The sequence below is a fragment of the Ochrobactrum sp. P6BSIII genome (assembly GCF_014138065.1).
Classification (GTDB): domain Bacteria; phylum Pseudomonadota; class Alphaproteobacteria; order Rhizobiales; family Rhizobiaceae; genus Brucella.
Genome location: NZ_JACGXB010000011.1, coordinates 116704 through 138917, shown reverse-complemented (window position 1 = coordinate 138917; position 22214 = coordinate 116704). Strand labels below are relative to the sequence as shown.

The window sequence follows — 22214 nt, the reverse complement described above, 5'->3', positions numbered from 1 at the left end:
CGCTACGATAGCACCTCAAGCGATTTCGCAAGTTCGGAAACAAGCGGCGATGGGTCATCGGCCGTATATATCCCAAATTCAGCCACCGGCGCTGAGGGAAGATTGTATCGTCCGTTTATAGTCTCGCAATCCGGCGGGACCGCTTCGGAAAACAACACGCCAACGCCTAGCCCACCCCGCAGTGCCGATAACATGGCAGGCAGGCTTTTCACGCGACAGCCAACGGTCCAAGCAATGCCCGCTTCAGCGAGGGAAGCGACCATTCGATCCTGCCAGGAACAGGATGTTTCAAAAAGAACGACTGGAAGCGGCCCCTCCTCGTCCACGTCGAGCAATCGGCTTGCACACCAGACCAACTGATAAGATAAGAAACTCATTGGCGGCTGGGCAAACCGGGCAGGATCCGCAACGACGATGTCGGTCTGCCCTTCGTCAAATGATCGCGCAAGCTGTGCCGAATTGGATGAACTCAGTTCAATATCCACCGATGGATGCTTCTGTCTGAACTGGGCAATTGCGCCCGGAAGTCGCGTGACCGCCAGATCTTCGAAGAGACCCAGCCGAATACGCCCCACCAGCTTCTTATCGACCAAGCCGCGCTGCATATCCTCGGTCAAAGCAATCACTCTGCGCGCATAAGCCAAAAAGGCTTCTCCCGCTTCGGTCAGCGAAACGCCGCGCGAGGACCGCTTGAAGAGTTCACTGTCCAGCTCCTTCTCGATCCTCTGCAATTGCATGCTGACGGCAGCCTGCGTGCGCGCAAGACGATCAGCTGCCTTGCTCACCGCGCCCGTTTCAGCCACGGCGATGAACATTCTGAGAAGTCTGAGATCGTAACTCGCTTCCATAATGAATCCTTATACCTCACTAATAATTATAAGGGTACACGAGGGGTGCGGCCTTTGACAATATGAAATCAGAACCAGGAAATGGAGTTTCAAATGTCCGCCTATAAAGACAAACTGGCCGCTTGCGGTATCGAATGGCCAAATCTGGCCCGGCCGAACCTGCCCTTCTCGCCAACGACAAAAGGCGACAATTTTCTGTATGTTTCGGGCCAGATACCCGAAAAAGGCAGCGACATTGCTTATGTCGGGCAAGTCGGCAGCGAGATTGATATAGAAACCGCTCTTGAAAGCGCGAAGCTCTGCGCAGCGAATGTCATATTCTGGGCCAATGAAGCGCTTGATGGTGATCTGGATCGCGTCGTCCGACTGGCCAAGCTTACAGTCTTTATCAATGCCGTGCCGGGATTTACCGCCTATTCGCAAATCGGCAACGGCGCTTCGCAAATTATGAATGCCGTCTTCGGTGAACGCGGCGCGCATGCACGCTCTGCTATTGGCGTGGCGGGACTGCCAGCCAATGTGCCGGTCGAAGTCGAAGCCGTTTTCCATATTCGCTGATCAAAGGACCTGCAAATGTCCGTCGTGCATTTTAATCATAGCGGCGCTGGGTTGCCTTCTCCCGAAACCGTTCAGGTGATCGTTGACCATCTGCGTCTCGAGGCGGAACGGGGGCCGATGGAGGCTGGTGGGCTTGCATCGGCCTCCATCAGCAATACCTATCAAGCGGCGGCAAAACTGTTGGGCTGCTCGCCGCAGGATATCGCTTTTGGAACCAGTCATGGCCAGCTTTACGGTAACTTGATCGCCTCGATACCGCTTTCTCCCGGCGATGAGATACTGGTCAGCCGTCAGGAATGGATTGGCAATGTTTTATGCCTGCAACGCTCTGCAGACCTGAATGGCGCATCACTTTCATTGATGGCCTCGGATGAAACAAGCGCCGTCGATCCCGTAGCGCTCGGTCAAAGCCTCTCGCCGGATGTTCGCATTGTTGCCCTGACCTGGGTTGGCGCGGGAAGCGCACTGATCAACCCTGCGGCAGCGATTGGCTCAGCAATCCGGCAAGCCGGGTCGTCAGCTTTTTTCGTCATCGACGCCAGCCAGGCAATTGGACAGATACCAATCGATGTTACCGAGTTGGGCTGCGATGCACTCATCGCGTGCGGGCGGAAATTTTTGCGCGGGCCGCGTGGAACGGCATTGGCATATATCTCGCCCCGTCTTGCAGACGCAATCGTACCACGCAGCATCGATAATGTGTCCGCCACTTTAAGCGACAGAAATGTTGTGGTGGCACAAAGCGCGCGAGCTTTTGAGTTCGGTGAGGAATCGGTGGCTCTCAAGCTCGGCCTCGGGAAAGCAATCGAACAAACTCTCGACTTGGGCGTGGACCATATCCGGCTGGAGCTCGATCAGAAAGCTGCTTTGCTTCGTCGCTCGCTTGCTGAAGTGCCAGGTGTAAAGCTGCTCGACTTGGGAGACAGCAAAGGCGCTGCCGTCACTTTTGTGATTGATGGCCTCCCATGTGGGAGCGTCAAGCAGCGTCTCGCTGATCAGGGCATCAATATCGGCATGAACGGACCGGGCTACACGCCTTACGATATGTCAATACGCGGGATTTCGGAGCTACTTCGTGCCTCCGTACATTTGAGCACCACCGATGAAGATATCGCTTTGATGGTCACGGCCGTCAGGTCGATCAGTGGCACCCGTATTTGAGTTGGAACATTAAAATGAATGACAAAAGGCAGACAGCGCTTCTTCTGGGTGGAAGCAAAGGGCTCGGATTCGGCGTTGCAGAAGCGTTAGCGAAGCAAGGTGTGAATATTGCGCTCGTCGGTAGAGACAAGGTTGCGATGCGCGCGGCGGAAGAACGCCTCGGCACATATGCGGGCTCGGTGATGTCTTTCACCAGCGATCTAACCGATCCCGTCAGTGTTTCAAGAATGATGGAGAATGTGGACAAAGCCGTTGGCAGCATCGATATCCTGCTTCTCAATGGCGGTGGTCCCGCTCCGGTAGCTGCCTCTCAATATGACGAAACCTATTGGAACACGCAGATTAGAAACATGTTTCTCAGCCAGATAGAGGTGGCCGCTCATTATTTGCCGGCAATGCGCGCGCGCCGTTTCGGCCGGATCATCGCGGTATCCTCGACAAGTATCCGAGAACCTATTCCCAATCTGGCAGCTTCCAATGCCTTGAGATCAGCCCTTGCTGGATGGGCCAAGACGCTTGCCAGTGAAGTGGCCGGAGATGGCGTAACGGTCAATGTGGTGATGCCCGGCCGGTTTGCCACCGAGCGTACCACACGGCTGGACGCGCTGGATGCAGCTGAACGCGGCGTTGATCCAGCAGTCATCGCAGCCGTAAGCCAAAGGGAAATTCCGGTAGGACGTTACGGCACACCGGAAGAATTCGGCGAGGTGGTCGCATTCCTGGCCAGCAAGGCAGCAAGTTACATCAATGGTGTGGCATTACCGATTGACGGTGGCCTGAGCCGCTCGATGATCTGACGCTCGTGACGATACGTGCAGGGATTTCGCGCCTCGGAGCACATGCAAAATCCCTGCAAGTATCATATCATCGAATGCCAGTTGCCTAATGGTGCTGCAGTATCTCGCCGAGAAAGGTTCGCGTGCGCGCGTGCGTCGGTGCCCGGAAGAAGGTTTCAGGGTCATTTTCCTCGATGATCTCGCCATCAGCCATGAAGATGACCCGGTCCGCCACCTGACGCGCAAAACCCATCTCATGTGTCACGCAGATCATGGTCATGCCGTCGCGAGCGAGCGACACCATTGTATCGAGAACTTCCTTGACCATTTCCGGATCCAGCGCCGAAGTTGGCTCGTCAAACAACATGGCTTTTGGTTCCATACAAAGTGCCCGCGCAATAGCAACGCGTTGCTGCTGGCCACCAGAAAGCTGTGCCGGATATTTTTCCGCCTGATCGCCGATACGCACGCGGTCGAGATATTTTCTCGCGGTCGCCTCCGCTTCAGCACGTGACAGCTTGCGCACACGCATCGGTGCAAGGATACAGTTTTCCAGAACGGTTTTATGCGGGAACAGGTTAAACTGCTGAAAGACCATGCCAACTTCACGGCGTACCGCGTCGATGGCCGTCTGGTCTTCCTTGACGGCATGACCGGCAACAACAATCTCACCGCCCTGGCTGGCTTCCAACCGGTTGATACAGCGGATCAAAGTGGATTTACCTGACCCCGAGGGACCACACAGGACAATCTTTTCACCCTTGCCGACTGTCAGGGAAACCTTCTTCAGGGCATAAAAATTGCCGTACCACTTCTCCACATCGCGCATCATGATCATCGGCTGCGCATCTGACTTTTTCTCAGTTGTCACGAGAAATTTTCCTTTCTTATCTGGAGAGGCCAGCGGCCATGCGTCGTTCGATACGCCTGCCCCACAAGGAGAGTGGCCAGCACATGGCGAAATACATCGCCCCCACAACACCGAACACGAGAAGTGGTCGGTAGATTTGATTAGAGATAATCGAACCGGCGCGGGTCAGTTCAATGAAGCCAACAATCGCGGCCAGCGATGTGCCCTTCAGAAGCTGAACCAGAAAGCCAACGGTAGCCGGCAAAGATAGTTTGAATGCTTGAGGCATGATGACGTCGACCATCAGGCTGTAGCGATGAAGCCCAAGCGCGTCAGCGGCCTCGGTCTGTCCCTTCGGAACGGCTTCAATGGCGCCGCGCCAGATTTCACCTAGAAAGGCAGAGGCATGCGCGGCAAGGGCTATGCCCACAGCTGCCCAAGCAGGTAGATCAAAACCCAGGAGAGGCAGACCGAAATACGCAACGAAGAGCTGCATCAGCAAAGGCGTGCCCTGAAAGAGGCCTATCCAGCCGATTGCAATAGCCCGAACCCATGCGAGCTTCGATACCCGCATCAAGGCAATGATGATGCCCGAAACGATACCGCCGGCAAATGCCATAACCGTTAGAACGAGCGTCCAGCCAAGCCCCTGCAGCAAATAGGTTAGTTCTTGCAGTCCCATAAGTCGTCCTCCTCAACGCTGCGGATAGCTGAAAGCGCGTCGGCCGATGGCGGCGAGCGACCACATAGTTACCAGCGAGATCACCAGATAAATGCCCGTCAGCGTAAAATAGGTCTCAAAACTGCGAAATGTTTCCGCTTCAATGCGCTGCCCGGCAGAGGTCAGCTCATAGGCGGAAATCGAAGTGCAGATTGCGGTCGTGAGCGTGAGCAAAATGAATTGGCTCGACAGTGATGGATATATCGCCCGTAGCGCCGGTTTGAGAACGATGAGACGGAACACTTCGTGCCGGTGAAGACCCAACGCCAACCCGGCTTCCGTCTGGCCTTTCGGAATGCTTTCGACCCCACCACGGATAATCTCGATAGCGTATGCGCCACCGTTCAACCCAAGCGCAAGAATGGCCGTGAGCGTTGGATTCAGCGTGATGCCTGCAAGGGGCAACGCAAAGAAGACGAAGTAAATCTGGACCAGAAACGGCGTGTTGCGGATCACCTCGACGAAGGCAGTGACCAGAAAAGACGGAATCGCCATATGTGCGCGCAAGATCGCAACTCCTACGACGCCGATGATGGTGGCGAGTGTCATGCCGACGACGGCCAGGAATAGAGTTCCCAGCGTCCCATACACTAGCGATGGCCAGGCGTCCGCGACGACGCTGAAATCAAGTGTCATATTCTATCCTCCTCCAGCATGGTGCTCAGTCCCAATCCGGTTCCCATTCGAAACTGGAAAAGCGCTCGCCGCGTGCAAGTGCATGGATCGCCGCCATGTCTTCCGCGGACAGTTCGAAGTCGAAAATATCCCTGTTGGACTTCATATTTTCTGGCTTGGCGGAGCGTGGAATGGCGCCGACATTGTCCTGCTGTAGATGCCATCGCAGAGTGATCTGGCCAGGTGACTTTCCGTATTTACGTCCAAGCTGGACAAGGACATCCGAGCTGAAAACCTTGCCCCGCGCTATCGGCCGATAGGCATTTAGAAGCATGTTCGCCCGGCGCATACGCGTAAGGAGCTTCTCCTGCGACAGATAAGGATGATACTCGACCTGATTGCAGAATAACTCGGCTTTATGCACATCAAGAGCTTCGTCCAGAAGAGCGACCGTAAAATTGCTGACGCCAATCAGACGGGTCTTACCGCTCGCTTTTGCGTCTGCGAAAGCGGCTAGGGTTTCGCCGAGAGGAACCGTCTTGCTCGGCCAGTGCACCAGAAGCAGATCGACATAGTCAAAGCCGAGCCGTTCCAGACTTTCATCCACCCGGCGAGCGACCGTCTCTGGATCAAGCTCGGTGAGCCAGATCTTCGTTGTGACGAACAACTCACTACGGGCCACGCCGCTTTCACGAACGGCGCGCCCCACCTCAACTTCGTTGCCATAGCGGATGGCCGTATCGATCTGGCGATAGCCGAGCTCTATCGCTGTGCGGATTGCAGCTTCGCCCTCCGGCCCTTTCAGTTCGAACGTACCCAGCCCGAGGCTAGGGATCGTCACGCCCTGAAAGGTTTTGGTTTCAAGGTTTTTCACGCTACAATCTCCCCGGTTACTTTTTCCAGTACGGCATTTGATGCTATCAGCGCGCGTCTCGCCCATTCGGTGGCAGACAAACCTCGCGACTGGCGATCATTCGGGATTTCGACCGCAACCGGAATATCCGCCGGCAGCGCTTCGAACATGCCAGCGAGATCCAGTTCGCCTTCACCGGGCAAAAGCCGCTCGTGGCGCGCGGCATAGTTCAGCTCGTCGCGGTTTTCCGGGATTTCGGCGGGAGCATCGCAAATCTGCGCATAGTGCAGCCACTTGCGCGGCACAGCGGCAATTTCTTCGATAGTCGAACGTGAACGCGAAACGTGTAGCGTATCAATGATGACACCCTGGTTCGGCTGGTCGGCCGCAGTTAATACCCGGGTCGCCGCGGCAAGATCGCGGAGTTCGGATTGGGGCATGAATTCCAGGTCCATCGAAAGACCGAAAGGACGGGCCGCTTCGCAAAGCTTCACGAAGGAGTGGGTCAGCCGTATCTCGTCGGTATCGTCCCCTGCAACGAGAATGGCGCGAGCACCCAATTGCGCCGAACAATCCAGAAACGGCAAATATGGCTCCGGATCAAAATCCGGTCCAATGCGGATCATCTCAATGTCGAAAACCTCGACGCCCTTATCTTCCATAAGGTTGAGAAGTGTTTTCACTCGGGTCGGCTCGTCCATCAGCGCATAGGCCAAGCCACCCGGAACAGCTGGCATCAGGCGAAAGCCGAGATAATCGTAACCTGCCTCCGCTGCCGCCAGCACGGCTTCTTCCGGCGCGACGCCAAGCCCGGTCAGAAACGAGAGTGATGTCTTTCTACGGGTCATGCCGCTACCCCGGCGGCATTCAGCATCTCCGCAAGCGTGACCGTGCGATCTTCACGTCCCGCAACATCGACTGCAAGTGTTGCTGCAAGCGTCGACATGCCATCACGCGCCGTAATCAACGGCTTGGCATTTCCATGGATCACATCAACGAAATGATCGAGCTGGTTTACATAGGTCAACGACCCATCACCCGGCCGGTATTCGCGGATCAGCGGATGCTGCCAGTGATCGCTTTCCTCTGCATGCCGCCACAGATACATATCGGAAACGGACAATGCCGCCTTGCGTCCAGCAAGGAAGAGGCAAGGCCCGGGCTGCGCCGGATGATAGAGTGCTTGACCCGACGTGTATTCCCACGCCCACGGACTGACCGCACCATCGGAAATCAGGAACGTACCAAGCACACCATTTACGAAGCGGATTGATATGCTTGCAGTGTCTTCTACTTCGAAGCCACGACGCGCAGACGAAGTAAAAGCGCGAATGCTTTCGATCTCACCCACCAGATAACGCAGCACATCGATGTCATGGATGAGATTGATCAGCAGAACGCCGCCACCGAGCTTCCGCCGCCATTCTGTATTGAAATAATCATCCGGCTTATCAAACAGGGTCATGCCATTCACGGCAACAAGAGGACCGAGTTCGCCAGCCTCAATGGCACGCTTTGCCGAACGGATATCCGGGCTGTGACGGCGCTGATGGCCAACAAGCACAGCAACACCTGAACGTTCAGAAGCCTCGACAATCCGGCTGGCCGATGCCAGGCTTTCAGCAATCGGCTTTTCGATCAGGCAAGGTACTCCCCGCTCGATGCAAGCCAGAGCTGCTGGTGCATGCAACTGGTTCGGCAAGGCGATGATCGCACCATCCGGCTTTGCCTGATCGAGCATTGCGCCATAGTCAGAAAAATGCGGGACTGAGAGTCTGGCCGCCATTTCCGCAGCTGCGGGCGTCGGGTCGCAGATGGCGGCAATTTCTGCGCGCCGGTTCGAAGTCAGAAGTTCTGCGTGTTCGCGGCCAATCAAGCCAGCCCCCATAAGACCAATGCGTGTCATGCCGTCATCTCCGTCATTGCTCTAAGAGCGAGGCGATAGCCTTGAGCCCCAAAGCCTGCCATCACTGCTGTTGCTGTTCTTGATACGAGCGACTTGTGATAGATTTCTTCACGCTGGTGCACGTTGGAAATGTGCAGCTCGATCTTGGGTCCATTGAACATCTTGAGTGCATCGAGAATGGCAATCGACGTGAACGTATAGGCAGCCGGATTGATGATGATCCCCACCGCTTCCTGACGTGCGGCATGAATGGATTCTATAATCTCACCTTCGAAGTTCGACTGGCGGAATTCAATCGCCACACCAAGCTCTGCAGCATCCGTCTCCAACCAGGAACGAATTTCATCGAGTGTCGTTCGACCGTAGATTTCCGGCTCACGCTGGCCGAGCAGATTAAGATTGGGACCATTCAATATGAAGATTTTACGCATGTTCAGACTTTCCGTGGAAGACGAAGGGCGCGACTGCGCAATCGTGGCCGCGCGCCTCGTTTCATCATGCAGTATTGGAAATGTGGTCGATCTTATTCGACGGTGTAGGGCACACCTTCGAGCTTCTCAGGGAAGTTCGGGAGCTTGTCTTCGCCGAGCCACTTCTTATTGATCGCTTCAAGGCGACCATCCGCCTTGATCTTGTCGATGAACTGGTTCAGCCAGGCGTTGATTTCCTTGTCGCCAAGCTTGGTCGTTACACCCATCCACTGCTCGTTGAAGACCAGTTTCTGCTCGTAATCGTTACCCGGCGCGGCCTTATCCAGATTGATCTTATAGGTCGTGTTGCCACCGATGGCGTCAACCTGACCAGATACCAGCGCCTGCATCGTGGAGCTGTCATCGTCAAAGCGACGAATATTGCTAACATCACCCAGAAGCCCCGTGATCGACTTGTCCTGCGCCGCACCGCGCGGCACGCCTATGCGAAGGCTTTTGGTATCTTCAATCTTGGTGATGTTGTTTTTGGCGCTCGACAAAAGAATGATCTTCAGGCCGGCATAGGGCTTGGTAAACTGAACAGCTTTGGCGCGGTCCGGATACATACCCATCACGGCCATCTGCAGATCGACCTTACCAGTCAAAAGGTTTGGAATACGCGCAGCGACAGCGTTGGGCACGAACTCAACCTTGACGCCCATTTCTTCGCCGATCAGTTTCGCAACATCGATATCGTAGCCAATGTTGTTTCCGGTGGAGTCGATTGAACCCCATGGGGCCTGTTCGCCCATGACGCCGATACGGACGACGCCAGCGCTTTTGATTTTCTCCAGAGCCTGCGCGTGTGCTGCAGAAGCTCCGAGCACCATCGCCGCGCCTGCAAAAAGCGCCAGTGCTGCTTTACGAAATGGGAATTTGCCCTGCATTAATAGTCCTCCTCAAGGTTTGTGCCGTGTTGTCCAGACTGCGACTCCTCTTCGCGATCCGAACCTTGTATTCATTTTTTAATTAACCAACCGGTTGGTTGATGTCAATCCATGTGTTATCCCTAACCGCAGATCAACGACTTACGCTCTAGCTGCTGCCCAATGCCTTCCAATGTGGTAAGAGGACAGCCAGTCCGAGGAATCCAAATGACGAATGCCGATACGATGCCAACACAGAACACGCTCGATCCCGGAATTGACCCTGGACAGAGATCACCGGAGAAACGCAGGCGCCTGCTGCTTGAATCCGCAATAGCGGAGTTTTCCACCCATGGAATTGGCGGCGCTCGGGTGGATCGCATCGCACAACGGGCAAACTCCAACAAGGCAATGGTTTATCATTACTTCGGCAGCAAGGAGGAACTCTACCTTGCAGCCATGGAGCACTTATATGTGGGCATCCGTTCCGCAGAAGAACAGTTGCACCTTGATCCCGCCGATCCCATTGGGGCGATGAAAGCGCTGATCTCTTTCACCTTCCGCTATTACATCGACAATCCAGCCTTCGTACGGATGATCAACACGGAGAACCTGCACGGTGCGGTCCATCTGCAGGCGGCCACAGACATGGAGGGGCTCAACAGCGCCATCGTCAACAGAGTATCGACGATTATCGAGAGCGGTGTCGCAAAAGGTCTTTTCCGCCATGTGGATCCGCTTGATCTCTATATTTCCATCTCGGCGCTTGGTTTCACCTATGTCTCCAACCGGCATACGCTGAAGGTTCTCTTCGGTCGCGAACTTCTTGCAGAAGATGCTATCGATGCCCGCTTGCAGACGATGACCGAGATGATCCTGCGATTTATCGCCGTGGATGGACATCAGCTCATCCCCTCCATTGAACGGTAATGCGCGATGGTCTGTGCTATTCCGTCACGAAGCGACGTGACGGGAATGGCTCCAAGCAGACGCTCATTGTCGGTCTCAGCGATATTCGGCGCCATCGGTACAGGGTAACCAGAAAAATCGATTTCGGCACCGGCTATTTCTGACCGGATAGCCTGGACGACATCAGACAGGTCCTCGCATGCCCCACCCAATGAAAAGACATGCGCACCTTCATAAGATCGTGTTGCCGCCGCCGCAAATGCCGCCGCCACATCGGCAACGAAAACCATATCCTGCGGCCCGGAATAGCCAATCGTATAAGCATTGCCGCGAACGGCCTCTCGACAGGCAAGTGTTGGGCCGGCGGTGAGCCCGCTTTCCCTGCCCGGCCCATACACAACGGTCGGACGGAGGCCGATACTGGCAATGCCGGCATCGTGCCAATAGGCTCGTGCGCTTCCTTCGCATGCGAGTTTAAAAGCACCATATTGCGAAACAGGATGCGGCGTCATCCCGTCGTCAGGGCCAAAGACGGCGGCGCTGCTGGCATAGGCGACCCGCTCGATCCCGTTCGCTCTGGCGGCTTCGAAGACATTCAGCGTACCAATCAGATTGACGGTCGCACCCAGCACCGGATCGTTCTTGCACGCGGGTGTTAGAAGTGCAGCAAGATGAACGATAGAGGCGCAGTCCCTGGCAGCCGCCTTTACCGCCTCTGCGTCTGTGATATCGCCTTGGTACCACTCAACATGCTCAGCATTACTGCCGACGATTTCCCGGAGAATGCGTCGGTCGCTGGTACGGTCGAAGATGCGCACATCGTGACCTTGAGCCTTCAACGCCTTGAGAATCCATCCGCCCAGAAAACCCGCCCCACCCGTGATGAGAACCCGCTTCATGCTGCCCCCTTCATGTCGTCTGCAGTCAAAGAGAAAGCAGCATCGTAGATATTGCTGATGGGGGAAGACAGAACACCGCTTTCTGTTGCCAGCCGTTCAACCTGCGGCAACGCCACATGAAGTCCCGGATTTGAAGCTCCTTCGATGAGTACCACCACATCGAAGTCGCCTTCATTCATTTCAGCACGCAACTCGGTTTCCTTGGTACGAACGCTGGAAACTTCACTGCGGGCGATACCGATATGCACGCATGCAACACCGGGCACGGCAAGCATCTGGTCGGCAAGCGCCTGCGCTTTTGTCCTCAGTCTAACTTCTCCCTCGCTGCCTGAAAGATCAAACCGAACTGTCGCCATGCAGCCGCCGTCACCATTACCGGCAGTCGCCAGTCTTTCGCAGGCGACGCGCAGAAAGTTGCGAAAACTGGGAGCAACCGCAGCGGTCCACGGTGTCGGATTGTTCAAACGTTCGAGATAAGCGGGCGAACGAAAAGTTTCCACGGTTTCACCCGCGTAAATCGTGCCGAAGACATATCGTGCCGCAGCAGGTGCGTGGAGCCGTTTGCCGGTTCCAAAACCAGGAATCGAGAGGCGCTCGGGCATATGTTCCCGAGTATGCCATTCGATATATTCCTCATGTGCACCATCTTCGATGTCGTGCCAGATCGCCAGAAAGGCAGAGCCCTTCAGTCCCATATTCTTCTCCTCCATTCTGCTTGTCCCGCGTCCTCTTCGCTTGACAAGTCAGTCATTTCCGACCCATTTAGGCTACTAGAATGTTAGTATTCTACGAATGTCAACCCCAAGATTGGCTGGTCGAAGAGCCAGCATCGAACGTCTCATCCACATTGGCCCTGCAAACGGCCTGAATATCAGGGAGGAAAACTATTATGGCAGATCAGGAAATGCCACGCGTCGCGATCGTAACCGGCGGTGCGGGAGGACTCGGATTTCCCATTGCCGCGCGTCTTGCAGCCAAAGGGCACAAGGTCGCGCTTTGGGATATCAACCGCGAGCGCGTGGAGGAAGCTGCTGCAAAGTTGCCGGGCGCCAAGGGATATGTTGTGAATGTGATGGATGCCGCCGAAGTCGAAGCCGCTACCGCCAAGGTAGTCGCTGAGATGGGGCCGCTCGGCATTCTCGTTACCAGCGCCGGTCACAATGGGCCTCTGGAGCAATTCGAAAAATATCCACATGACGGCTGGCGTTTTGTCATGTCGCTCAATCTGGATGCCGTTTTCTACTGCTGCCAGTCGGCGGTGCGCGAAATGCTCAAAACCGGATATGGCCGCATTGTCAATATTTCGTCCATCGCCGGGAAAGAGGGAAACCCCAACGCGGTCGCCTATTCTGCCTCCAAAGCTGGCGTCATCGGCTTGACCAAATCCATTGGCAAAGAGCTTGCTCCTACACAAATCCGCGTCAATTGCGTCACCCCGGCGGCAATCGAAACCGAGATGATGAATCAGCTCACGCCTGAATTCAAAGCCTTTGTAACGGCTAAGATTCCTATCGGCAGGCTGGGTGAAGCCGACGAAGTTGCGGCACTGGTAAGCTGGCTTGCCTCCGAAGAATGCTCTTTCTCAACCGGCGCGGTCTTCGATGTTTCCGGCGGTCGTGCTACATATTGAGGCCGTACAATGTATAAAAAACATTCTCTCTCCCTCGCCTATCTGACCGTCTTCGGTTGCCCACCTGTCGATAACGTCAAGGTTGCGGCGTCCTGCGGTTACGACATGGTCAGTCTGCGGCTGATCGCCCCGCACGGACTGAACCTCGCCCATCCTATTGTGGGCAACAAGGCGCTGATTCAAGAAATCAAGGCCGTCGCCGCAGATACAGGCGTCTCCTTTTACGATGGGGAAGTGTTTACACTTTTGCCGGAGACCGATATCGCGTCCTGGCTTCCGGTCATCGAGACAGCCGGTGAACTGAATATGCCGGTGATGCAAATCACCTGCGAGGATCCAGACCCGTTGCGATCTTCGGACAATCTGGCCCGCATCGCCGATGCAGCCGCACAATACGATATCAAAATGGCTGTAGAATTCATGCGCTGGCGTTCGACGGCGACGATCCATGATGCAACGCGCCTTGCCGTCGCGTCAGGTCGCAAGAATGTCGGGCTTCTGATTGATGCGTTGCATCTGTTTCGGTCTGGTGGCAGTCCCGAAGATGTAGCGGCGTTACCGGAAGGGCTCGCGCTCTATCTTCAACTTTGTGACGCACCGGCTGAACAACCCATGGACAATACTGGCTATATTGCTGAGGCACGAACAGCGCGACTGTTTCCGGGCGATGGCGGCCTGCGGCTCAGGGAACTGCTGTCCGCCCTGCCCGATGATGTCGTGATCAGCGTCGAAACTCCGCATAAAGGCGATGCTGACCTTGGTTTCCTTGAACGCGCAAAACAGGGCATGGCGGCAACAAAACGCTTCCTCGACGATCTGTCGATGAAATGATGTCATGTCACCGGGGGTGTTGCTTCGCCCCCGGCAGACGCGTACATGATTCAATTCATTGAGCTGGAACCTATTTAAGCCCAAAAAGGAAAGGGCGGCAGAAATGCATTCGAAACCGCGATCCTCGCTGGGCGCACGCGTGACCGACAGGTTGCGGCGGGCAATTATCGACGGTGAACTTGAGCTGGGCGATGCTCTGTCGGAAGACAAGCTTGCAACGGCGCTTGGCGTTAGTCGCAGCCCCGTGAAGGAAGCCTTTGCTCTCCTGGAGCAACAGGGCCTGATTGACGTGCAACCGCAAAGAGGCACCTTTGTCTTTCTGCCGACCCACGAAGATACTGTGAATCTATGCGAGTTCAGAAAGACAATCGAAGTTGAAGCGGTGCGCCTGGCTATGATGCGTAGGCGCGATGAAACGCTGAACGCAATGCGCGCAGCGGCGAAAGACATGGTTGAAGCATGTGACGCTGGCGATGCTTTGCGCAGTGCCCGGGCAGACGATCATTTTCACGACGCAGCATTGGAAAACTGTGGCAACCCTTATCTGGTAAATGCCTACCATCTTGTGGCCGGTAAAGTAGCGGCATTGCGGTCACATCGTTCGTCGCTGCCTGCTCGCAAATTTTCCAGTGCCGAGCATCTGGTCATTGTCGAGCTGCTTGAAACCAACAGGATCACTGAAGCGCTCCAGCATCTTTCCACTCATATCATGTTGATGGCAGAGCGTTACGGCATAGATAACGAACCGGTGCGGGCACTCGGTGGTCGGGCAGCTCGCAGTGCCAAGCTTGATCATATCGGGCCCCTTCCGGAATAGTTCAGTCACAGCCAACATCGCCGAAGATTTCCACGTGGGGCAACAATCCACCCCACGTGTCATCATGATCAGCACCATTTCTACAGTCGCAGTACGGTAATCGCCTTGACTGTCACGGCTCATATGCCAAAAAGAACATAGGCAACTGAAATGGAATGCTATGAGCGCTCTTGAAAAATCGCTGACCATCATCGAGCTGCTCGCCGCTCGCCCCGCAGGTCTCTCCGTCTCAGCGATAGCGCAGCACGTCAATCAACCACCGAGCGGCGTACACCGCACGCTTAACGAGTTGATTCGCCTTGGTTATGTTCGCCAAGTTCAAGATCAGGGCGATTACGCGCTCACCATGAAACTTGCCGCACTCGGAGTGGGCTTTCTAGGTCGCACCGGTGTTGGAGATGTGGCCCAGCCAATATTGGACCGGCTGGCCCAAACGAGCGGTGAGTTGATTCGCCTTTCGGTGATTGATGGTGACGATCTGATCTGGGTCGCGGTGGCGCAAGGCGCAACGGGCGGCTTGCGCTACGATCCCGGACAAGAACAGGGCGTTAATGTCCATCTTGCCTCGAGCGCTGGTGGTCAGGCATGGCTTGCCTCGATGAGTGATGAAGAGGCTTTGCAGCGGGTCGCGCGTCAAGGTCTTATCAATGATAGCAAACCATCCGGGCCCGGTGCACCAACCACAATCACCGAACTCCTGAAGGTGTTGGCGCAAACACGCAAGCGCGGCTATTCGGTTTCGGTCAACAGCTACATTGTCGGCATGGCTGCGATGGCGGTGCCAGTTCGCAGCGGCGACGAGGTTATTAGTTGCCTTTCAATCGCTGGACCTGCTGTTCGCATGACACCAGAGCGCATGGCGGAACTTGCGCCACACCTCACCAGAGCAGCAGAAGAAATCGGTCTCGCGGCAAGCGGCTCGCGCTACTTTCCCGGCTTGCACAAGCGAAGCTGAGGCCCGCTCGACAAAAACGAAGAAGCCCCGAAATGGATTGCCATTTCAGGACTTCTCTTGTTTCGAAGGCTTTGTACCCGGCTTAACGCAGTGTTGAAAATTGGCTTTAACCGGCCTTGCATAGATTGAGTTGTTCAGACACTGCCCAACCCAAAGGTTCGAGCTTTTGCAAAGCGTCCAGAATTGCGGTGTCGGGCTCTGAACTGAGAATCTCTATAACCGACAAACCCTGATATTCAGAGCTGGCGAGCGCGCGGGCCGCAGCTACGAAATCGACGCTGCCTGTTCCAATAGGGTCGTGCTTCCAGGCGCTATTACCAGTATCGGACATGTGCAGTATATCGAGATAAGGAACCACCAAGGGAATGGCTTCACTCAGGTCTTCATTGATGAAATGTGCATTGGCCAGATCGTAGCAGATGGTCAGGGCCGGGCTGGCAAATTCTTCCACCCATTTGACCATGCTCTTTGCGTCCGGCAATACCCCCATTGGGATGTTTTCCAGAAACACCTTTACTCCAGCCCGCTCCGCATAGGCGACCGTCTTTTCGAGGGAGCCCCGGAGCCACCCCTCCAATTGAGCTTTTGGCGGCGCATTCAGCGAATTGTATCGCCCTGATACGGAGACAAAGCCTTGTGCGCCAAGTTCATAGGTTGCGTCCAAAAGCTTCTTGTTGAAGCCGACTGTCATTTCCCGAATTTCTTCGCGGGGAGAAGCAAGATTATGATCCAGACTCTGCGCCGTCAGCGAATGGATAGTCAAACCCTCTGCCTCCAGAAACCGACGGATACGCGCATAATCACGCGCTGTCATATTCTGAACATCGAGATGCGCCGGACTAACCATTACATCAAAATGCGTAAAGCCAAGCTTTGCCAGACGAGTCAGAGACTCGTCCAGAGGCAGGGTCCAGGCATCACTGATCGTACTCACTCCAAGAGGAAACGAGGCCACTTTCTTCTCCCGTTTTTATCGCGGCTTATTTCAAAGGCGAATTTGTAGTCGGAAAGGCGATGGTTGAATGCATGTCCGTCGTAAGCCAATCCGGCCCGCCCTTCGGTGGCCATACGTTTTTAGCAATGGAATCCGCTCGAATCTGGCCACGCTCGTTCACGGAATTGAAGGGCCAGATATGTGTCATGCGCGGTTTGCCGTCGATGCCGTACATGCAGACGGCCAGCTTTGATAGTTCAGTGCGTGCTGGCACCGCCGCTTCCCACGCGCGTATCGTCGGCTCAAGACCACCGGTTTTGAGAACATAAGTGCGAAATTCATAGGTCGGTCCAAAGCTGCCAGTCTCGATCGGTGGCAGGAAAGGGAATGGCGCATATCCCTCAAGCTCCAAGCCAGTCAGCCATTCCGCCGCGCCGAACGGGCTTGCTGCACGAAGCGTGCGCGCTCGCTCAACTTCAAAATCGCCGGTGCTCTCAAACCCGCGCAGAACCAGAACCTTATTCAATGCTCCGATATCGGCGTAAAAAATACCAAGAAGACGCCCCTTGCCTTCACCAGCGAATGCCTCCACTGCCGGAGCAACTTTGGCGGCTGCCCCCATAGTCGTGGAAAGCGTTGCGATTTCATAGCGTTGCATGTTTCTTCCTTTCATTCATCATCACATCGGACGTCTTGTGGGGTACTTCGACAAGCGTGCCTGCGGCGTGTTTAGCCACGCGCCATCCAAACACCACGGCTGGACCAATGGTCGTGCCCGGTCCCGGATAGGTTCCGCGAAAGATCGAGGCGAGATCATTGCCACAAGCATAAAGTCCGTGGATCGGTTCACTGTTCTCATTGAGAACCCGTCCAAACTCGTCACCCGAAAGGCCCGCACTGGAGGCCAGATCGGATGGGCGAACTGCCATCGCGTAATATGGACCCTTACCGACCGGTCCAAGACACGGGTTGGGGCTAAAACTGGCGTCGCCATTGAAGCGGTTCATCACCGATGTGCCGCGTCCAAAGACTTCATCCACACCTGTTGCGGCAGAACGATTATAGGCTTCGACTGTCTTGACGAGCATCTCCGCGTCGCAGCCAATCTTAATTGCCAGTTCAGGTAAAGTCGCGCCCTCAATCACATATCCTGCCTTGAGCATCGCCTTCAGGTTCTGTGCTCCGGGCAAGATCATTCCCATACCGTAGCGATGCAGAAACTCTGCACCGCAGATCAGATGAGCCGGATTCGGGCCATTGCCGATCTGCCCCATCGAAAAGTCATGATAGGAATTGGATTCATTGACGAAACGCTTGCCAGCAGCATCGACCGCCAGAAGACCCGGTTTCGCGCGGTCGAGAATGATATGAGGCCACACCGCCAATGTGCCATCTGCCCGACGATAGGATGAACATGGCATCCAAAGTGCGGGACTATCACCGCCATTCTCGAAACGTGCACCAATCGCCATTGCCACATCGGCTCCGTCGCCGGTATTGGTAACGGGTGCCAAAGAGTAATCGCGTGCGCTTTCGGGGAACAGCCGGTCACGGATTTTCTTGTTCCAGCACACGCCGCCTGTAGCCAGCACCACACCTTTACGTGCCCGTATGCGGCGCGATCCCGATGGCCCCTCCAGCACAGCACCGACAACGCGGTCATTCTCAACAATGAGTTCGCGAATGCTCGTTTCAAACAGCACCGGCACCTTAGCCCTGCGCAGACTGTAGAGAAGTCGCGCGACCAGTGCATTTCCCATCAAAAGACGTGTTCCACGCCGATAACGCAAACGGTCAAGCAGATAGCGCCCGGCGATCTGGAGCGTGCTACGAAAATTGGTTACGGAGCCGAAAGGTGCAAGCAAAGCACCCAATTCATTACGCCCGACCATCATACCGCCAAGCCCCATGAATTCGCGGCGCGGTGGACGAACACGGTCGAAATCGTCACGCTCCAACAAGCGACCGTCAAATGCAATCGGCCCCAAAGCTCGACCGCCATAGGCGGAGCCAGGCCCGTCGAGATAGTCCGGATGTGCAAGGGCGGCCGCAAATTTTACATCTGTGCGACGATCCAGATCCTCGATAGCCTCACGCCCTGAGGCGAGAAACGCTTCGCGCAGACGAATGCCACCGCGATTGGCGACAACACTTTCCAGAAAAGCGCGGGCATCTTCGACAGTATCAGGGACGCCTGCCTCTTCTGAAAGATGTGTACCGGGTACCCATGTTGTGCCGCCTGAGGTCGAGGTAGTGCCACCAACCTGATCGGTCTTTTCACACAAGAGGACATTTAGTCCTTCCAGAGCACCGACGAGTGCTACTGTCATCCCTCCAGCGCCCGCCCCACAAACCAGCAGATCGACTTCGTCTGATTTGTGCTGATCGAGATCAGATTGCATTTTCTGTTTCCTCATTGTTGGCCGGTTTTCTCTCAGTCGCTACCCGTCTGGCAATAGTTTCAGCTGCTAGAAAGCCAAAGGTCATTGCGGGACCAAGCGTTATGCCGCCACTTGGATAGTGCCCACCCATAATGCTGTTCATGTCGTTGCCCACAGCAAAGAGACCGGGAACCGGCTGACCTGACGCATCAAGAACACGCGCTCGCGCGTCGGTCTCGATACCGGTAAAGGTGCCCAGACTGCCCGGCACAATTCGCACCGCGTAGAAAGGTCCAATGCAGATGGGGGCGATACAGGGATTGGGTTCCTGATCGGGATCGCCCTGTACCCGTTGATAAAGCGTTTCGCCGCGGTGGAATTCCGGGTCTTCTCCCATCCCGGCGTGGTGGTTGAAAGCTGTAATGGTCCTACTGAGGCCCGCCACGTCGATGCCGCAGCGTTCCGCCAGTTCGGTGATGGTCGAGCCCTTGATGAGATAGCCGTTTTTCAACCACTTTCGAAATGGAATGGGGGCTGGCTTGACCGCGCCAAGACCGTATCGACGCAGAAAACGGTGATCACAGATGAGCCATGACACGACAGGTTGCCCCTTGGGTATCGCCGCTATCATGTCACAAACATAGTCGTGATAGGGTCCACCCTCATTGGTGAAACGGCTTCCCGATGCCAGCACGGCAATTACACCTGGCTTGCCGCGTTCGACGAGATGCGGAAAACGACCCACCGTGCCATCACTACGTGGAACGAGCGAGACCGGTGCGTAGGCTGCGCCATGCGCCATATGGTTGGGCACGCGACCGCCCACCGTTTCGGCAAGGCGCATGCCGTCACCACAGTTCGTCACAGGCGAAGCAGACGCATGCTCTGTACCAGCTTGCACATGTGGTAAGTATTCGAAGAGGCGAGCCGTATCATGCGGAAACCCGCCAGTTGCTAGCACAACACCGCGTTTGGCCGTCACAGTAATGAAGCCTTTGGCGGTCTTGAGGACCGCGCCCGTCACGCGCCCCTGATCAGTCGTCAGTTCAATGACTACGGCTCCTGTCCAAAGTGCCACATCCTTGTCGGATGCCGACCGCAGTAGTCGTGCGACCAGCGCGTTGCCATTGACGAGTTGCATCGCGCGCCGATGCACAACAAGATCGCGCAAATGTTTCGACACGCGTCGCGTTACATAGCCAAATGCCTTGAGCGAGCGCATGGCGGTCAAGAACATGCGCATGTCGACACCCGATGCGATGCCCATGCCCAAAAACGTCGTCTCAGGGATCGGTGCACGTAAGTTTCCGATCAATGAACCAAGTTCGCGACCATCATAAGGTGCAGCGACAACTGAGCGCCAACCCGTTGCCGACTCCGGTGCATTGCCATGAAAATCCGGGACGCCGCTGCCCGGATTGAAGCGGACTTGGGTATAGCGCTCAAAGAATGAAAGCATACGCGGCGCTGCTTGCAGATAGCCGTCGATCATAGTTTCATCGTAACTTTGACCGAGAATATGCTTCAGATAGGCTTTCGGACTATCGGGATTCTCGCCCTTTCCAGCCGACACTGCATGCGGCGCATTCGGTATCCACAACCAGCCACCGGAAAAGGCAGTGGTGCCGCCGAACACATCGGCTTTTTCAGCAACGATGACCCTGAGCCCAAAATGTGCTGCCGCCACCGCAGCGGAAAGTCCCCCGGCACCAGAACCAATAACGAGGACATCGCATGCCACTCGATTTGAGAGAGCCATCGCGTCATCTTTATCGATGGAGTGATCGGGAGACATATATACTTCCTATCTGCCAGAACCGCGTGACTATCGAGCGCGGGAGTAAAGAGCAGCGATAGCTGCAATCACCAGTGGCACAGCAAAGACAATCATTACTGTGGAGAGGCTTGCTCCCGAGCCAATCAGGACACCGCCCATTGATGGGCCGACAACCGCACCAAAGCGTCCTGCTCCCATAGCCCAGCCAACACCCGTGCCTCTGACGGAAGCCGGATAAAGGCTGGCGGCAAGGCCATAAAAGGAATTGAAGCCGCCATAGATCGCCATTCCCATAAGGAAAGCTGTGAAGAGTACGATGCCCAGCGACATATGGACTGTTCCGAAAACCACCAGAAGGGCCGCGGCCAGAACAAGAAACACCGCACCGACTATGCCCTGTGGAAAGCGGTTCGACAGCTTGCCCATCAGCAGCGTTCCAAGAAACGCGCCGAAGTTCAGGATTGCACCGACATAGATGGCATCTTCCAAAGTCAGCCCAGCCTGTGAAGCGAGCTTCGTCACCCAGGAGATAACGAAATAAAGCGACAGGAAGCCCATGAATATCCCCACCCAAAGCCAGATGGTCGGCACCAGACGACTTTCGGCGAAGATAGTGGTGAAACCGGCAGCTTGCTCCTCGGGGGACTTTTGCGGCAGTTGCTTAACCGGTTCCATGCCGAGCTTGGCAAGCACATGATTGGCACGTTGCAGAGCATTTTTCGGCTGTCTACGGACCAGAAAATCCAGCGATTCCGGCAGAAAGAACCAAACGAACGGCAATACGACCAATGAAGCGAGCCCGGCACCGATCAGCATTATATGCCAGCCATAGACAGGAAGCAGCGGCGCCATGGCAAGACCGGTAAAAACGGCCCCAAGCGGGTAACCCGCAGTCATGACCGCTACAGCAAAGGAACGTTCCTTTACTGGCGCAAACTCCGCAGCAAGTGCAGCCATCGAAGCGAGGATAGCTCCAATCCAAACGCCGATGAAGAAACGCAAAACAACAAGTTCCATGACTGCGGTAACAAAGCCGCTCAGGATCATGGCGACAGTGATCGCCGAGAGAGCTGTAATCGTCAGCGGTCGGCGGCCCCATCTGTCTGCAAGGGGCGCAACAAAAAAGCAGCCAATCACCATGCCCGCAAGGCTTGCGGAAAACACCACGCCAAGGCGCTCCGGTGACAGCGCCCAATCTGCTGAAAGTGCGGGTGCGATGTAAGAAAGAATGACAACATCCATGCCATCAATCGCGTTCAACAAGAAGCAGATGGCAAGGATGATCACTCTCAACGAAGACCAGTTTTGCGATGCCCCAATGGCTTCTGAAGCGCCATTTTCGTGCTTCGCTTGCTCGTAGCCAACTTTTCCCCGCGCACCACTGCGCGTTGCAAGTTTCAGCTTTACGCCATCGGCTTCGACGGCATCTATGGTGTTCATCTGCTCCTCCTCCAAAT

24 protein-coding genes are annotated in these 22214 nt (G+C 55.5%); 8 read left to right on the top strand and 16 right to left on the bottom strand.

Annotated features, from left to right (window positions below; all coding sequences use genetic code 11):
- Positions 1-2: 2 nt before the first annotated feature.
- Entirely contained in the window at positions 3-848 is an 846-nt protein-coding gene (locus FHW00_RS16515) for a LysR family transcriptional regulator (protein ID WP_078337337.1), read from the bottom strand.
- Between the two features lie 93 nt (positions 849-941).
- Between FHW00_RS16515 and FHW00_RS16510 the strand changes: the two genes are divergently transcribed.
- From FHW00_RS16510 to FHW00_RS16500, 3 genes are read left to right on the top strand one after another with little or no spacing between them, the layout of a single operon-like run.
- Positions 942-1406: a RidA family protein gene (locus FHW00_RS16510; protein WP_176168293.1), complete on the top strand. Its 465-nt coding sequence runs from the start codon at positions 942-944 to the stop codon at positions 1404-1406.
- Between the two features lie 15 nt (positions 1407-1421).
- Positions 1422-2567 carry an aminotransferase class V-fold PLP-dependent enzyme gene (locus tag FHW00_RS16505; RefSeq protein WP_078337339.1) on the top strand — a complete coding sequence of 382 codons (1146 nt, stop codon included), beginning with the start codon at positions 1422-1424 and terminating at the stop codon, positions 2565-2567.
- 14 nt (positions 2568-2581) lie between these two features.
- Positions 2582-3364: an SDR family oxidoreductase gene (locus FHW00_RS16500; RefSeq protein ID WP_078337340.1), complete on the top strand. Its 783-nt coding sequence runs from the start codon at positions 2582-2584 to the stop codon at positions 3362-3364.
- 85 nt (positions 3365-3449) lie between these two features.
- Here the strand turns inward: FHW00_RS16500 and FHW00_RS16495 are convergent, their stop codons facing one another.
- The 8 genes from FHW00_RS16495 to FHW00_RS16460 all read right to left on the bottom strand — a co-directional run bounded on the left by FHW00_RS16495 (position 3450) and on the right by FHW00_RS16460 (position 9645).
- Positions 3450-4181, bottom strand: coding sequence for an amino acid ABC transporter ATP-binding protein (locus tag FHW00_RS16495; RefSeq protein WP_078337488.1), 732 nt, complete (start codon positions 4179-4181; stop codon positions 3450-3452).
- 49 nt (positions 4182-4230) lie between these two features.
- Complete coding sequence (locus tag FHW00_RS16490) at positions 4231-4875, bottom strand: amino acid ABC transporter permease (RefSeq protein ID WP_078337341.1); 645 nt, start codon at positions 4873-4875, stop codon at positions 4231-4233.
- Positions 4876-4887: 12 nt separating this feature from the next.
- Positions 4888-5550, bottom strand: coding sequence for an amino acid ABC transporter permease (locus tag FHW00_RS16485; protein WP_078337343.1), 663 nt, complete (start codon positions 5548-5550; stop codon positions 4888-4890).
- 25 nt (positions 5551-5575) lie between these two features.
- The gene (locus tag FHW00_RS16480) at positions 5576-6403 is read right to left on the bottom strand and encodes an aldo/keto reductase (RefSeq protein WP_445557874.1); all 828 of its coding nucleotides are present in this window, start codon (positions 6401-6403) and stop codon (positions 5576-5578) included.
- Entirely contained in the window at positions 6400-7230 is an 831-nt protein-coding gene (locus FHW00_RS16475; protein ID WP_078337345.1) for a sugar phosphate isomerase/epimerase family protein, read from the bottom strand. Before FHW00_RS16475 ends, FHW00_RS16480 begins: the two co-directional genes overlap by 4 nt.
- Entirely contained in the window at positions 7227-8288 is a 1062-nt protein-coding gene (locus FHW00_RS16470; RefSeq protein ID WP_078337346.1) for a Gfo/Idh/MocA family protein, read from the bottom strand. The genes FHW00_RS16475 and FHW00_RS16470 overlap by 4 nt, the downstream gene beginning before the upstream one ends.
- A complete protein-coding gene (aroQ, locus tag FHW00_RS16465) occupies positions 8285-8719 on the bottom strand; it encodes a type II 3-dehydroquinate dehydratase (protein WP_078337347.1) in 435 nt (144 codons plus the stop codon). The genes FHW00_RS16470 and aroQ overlap by 4 nt, the downstream gene beginning before the upstream one ends.
- Before the next feature lie 92 nt (positions 8720-8811).
- Positions 8812-9645 (bottom strand): transporter substrate-binding domain-containing protein, encoded by an 834-nt coding sequence (locus FHW00_RS16460; RefSeq protein ID WP_078337349.1) that lies wholly within the window; start codon positions 9643-9645, stop codon positions 8812-8814.
- 207 nt (positions 9646-9852) lie between these two features.
- On the opposite strand from FHW00_RS16460, the gene FHW00_RS16455 reads away from it, so the two are divergent.
- The gene (locus FHW00_RS16455; RefSeq protein WP_162762651.1) at positions 9853-10554 is read left to right on the top strand and encodes a TetR/AcrR family transcriptional regulator; all 702 of its coding nucleotides are present in this window, start codon (positions 9853-9855) and stop codon (positions 10552-10554) included.
- Here FHW00_RS16455 and FHW00_RS16450 read toward each other — a convergent pair.
- Together FHW00_RS16450 and FHW00_RS16445 are read right to left on the bottom strand one after the other, a co-directional pair.
- Positions 10527-11432, bottom strand: coding sequence for an NAD-dependent epimerase/dehydratase family protein (locus FHW00_RS16450; RefSeq protein ID WP_078337351.1), 906 nt, complete (start codon positions 11430-11432; stop codon positions 10527-10529). The two genes, FHW00_RS16455 and FHW00_RS16450, sit on opposite strands and share 28 nt — an antisense overlap.
- Complete coding sequence (locus FHW00_RS16445) at positions 11429-12142, bottom strand: hypothetical protein (RefSeq protein WP_176168294.1); 714 nt, start codon at positions 12140-12142, stop codon at positions 11429-11431. The genes FHW00_RS16450 and FHW00_RS16445 overlap by 4 nt, the downstream gene beginning before the upstream one ends.
- A 179-nt stretch (positions 12143-12321) precedes the next feature.
- On the opposite strand from FHW00_RS16445, the gene FHW00_RS16440 reads away from it, so the two are divergent.
- From FHW00_RS16440 to FHW00_RS16425, 4 genes are all read left to right on the top strand, one after another.
- Positions 12322-13062 carry an SDR family NAD(P)-dependent oxidoreductase gene (locus FHW00_RS16440; protein WP_078337353.1) on the top strand — a complete coding sequence of 247 codons (741 nt, stop codon included), beginning with the start codon at positions 12322-12324 and terminating at the stop codon, positions 13060-13062.
- Between the two features lie 9 nt (positions 13063-13071).
- Complete coding sequence (locus FHW00_RS16435) at positions 13072-13893, top strand: sugar phosphate isomerase/epimerase family protein (protein WP_078337354.1); 822 nt, start codon at positions 13072-13074, stop codon at positions 13891-13893.
- A 103-nt stretch (positions 13894-13996) separates the two neighbouring features.
- Positions 13997-14710, top strand: coding sequence for a GntR family transcriptional regulator (locus FHW00_RS16430; RefSeq protein WP_078337355.1), 714 nt, complete (start codon positions 13997-13999; stop codon positions 14708-14710).
- A 160-nt stretch (positions 14711-14870) separates the two neighbouring features.
- Positions 14871-15665 (top strand): IclR family transcriptional regulator, encoded by a 795-nt coding sequence (locus FHW00_RS16425; RefSeq protein WP_078337356.1) that lies wholly within the window; start codon positions 14871-14873, stop codon positions 15663-15665.
- 106 nt (positions 15666-15771) lie between these two features.
- On the opposite strand, the gene FHW00_RS16420 is transcribed toward FHW00_RS16425, so the two are convergent.
- From FHW00_RS16420 to FHW00_RS16400, 5 genes are read right to left on the bottom strand one after another with little or no spacing between them, the layout of a single operon-like run.
- Positions 15772-16620 (bottom strand): sugar phosphate isomerase/epimerase family protein, encoded by an 849-nt coding sequence (locus FHW00_RS16420; protein ID WP_078337357.1) that lies wholly within the window; start codon positions 16618-16620, stop codon positions 15772-15774.
- A gap of 25 nt (positions 16621-16645) precedes the next feature.
- On the bottom strand, positions 16646-17257 hold the full coding sequence (locus tag FHW00_RS16415; protein ID WP_078337358.1) for an NIPSNAP family protein: 612 nt from the start codon (positions 17255-17257) through the stop codon (positions 16646-16648).
- Complete coding sequence (locus FHW00_RS16410; protein ID WP_078337359.1) at positions 17244-19001, bottom strand: FAD-dependent oxidoreductase; 1758 nt, start codon at positions 18999-19001, stop codon at positions 17244-17246. The genes FHW00_RS16415 and FHW00_RS16410 overlap by 14 nt, the downstream gene beginning before the upstream one ends.
- The gene (locus tag FHW00_RS16405; protein ID WP_078337360.1) at positions 18991-20775 is read right to left on the bottom strand and encodes an FAD-dependent oxidoreductase; all 1785 of its coding nucleotides are present in this window, start codon (positions 20773-20775) and stop codon (positions 18991-18993) included. Before FHW00_RS16405 ends, FHW00_RS16410 begins: the two co-directional genes overlap by 11 nt.
- Before the next feature lie 30 nt (positions 20776-20805).
- Positions 20806-22197, bottom strand: coding sequence for an MFS transporter (locus FHW00_RS16400; protein ID WP_078337489.1), 1392 nt, complete (start codon positions 22195-22197; stop codon positions 20806-20808).
- Positions 22198-22214 lie beyond the last annotated feature (17 nt).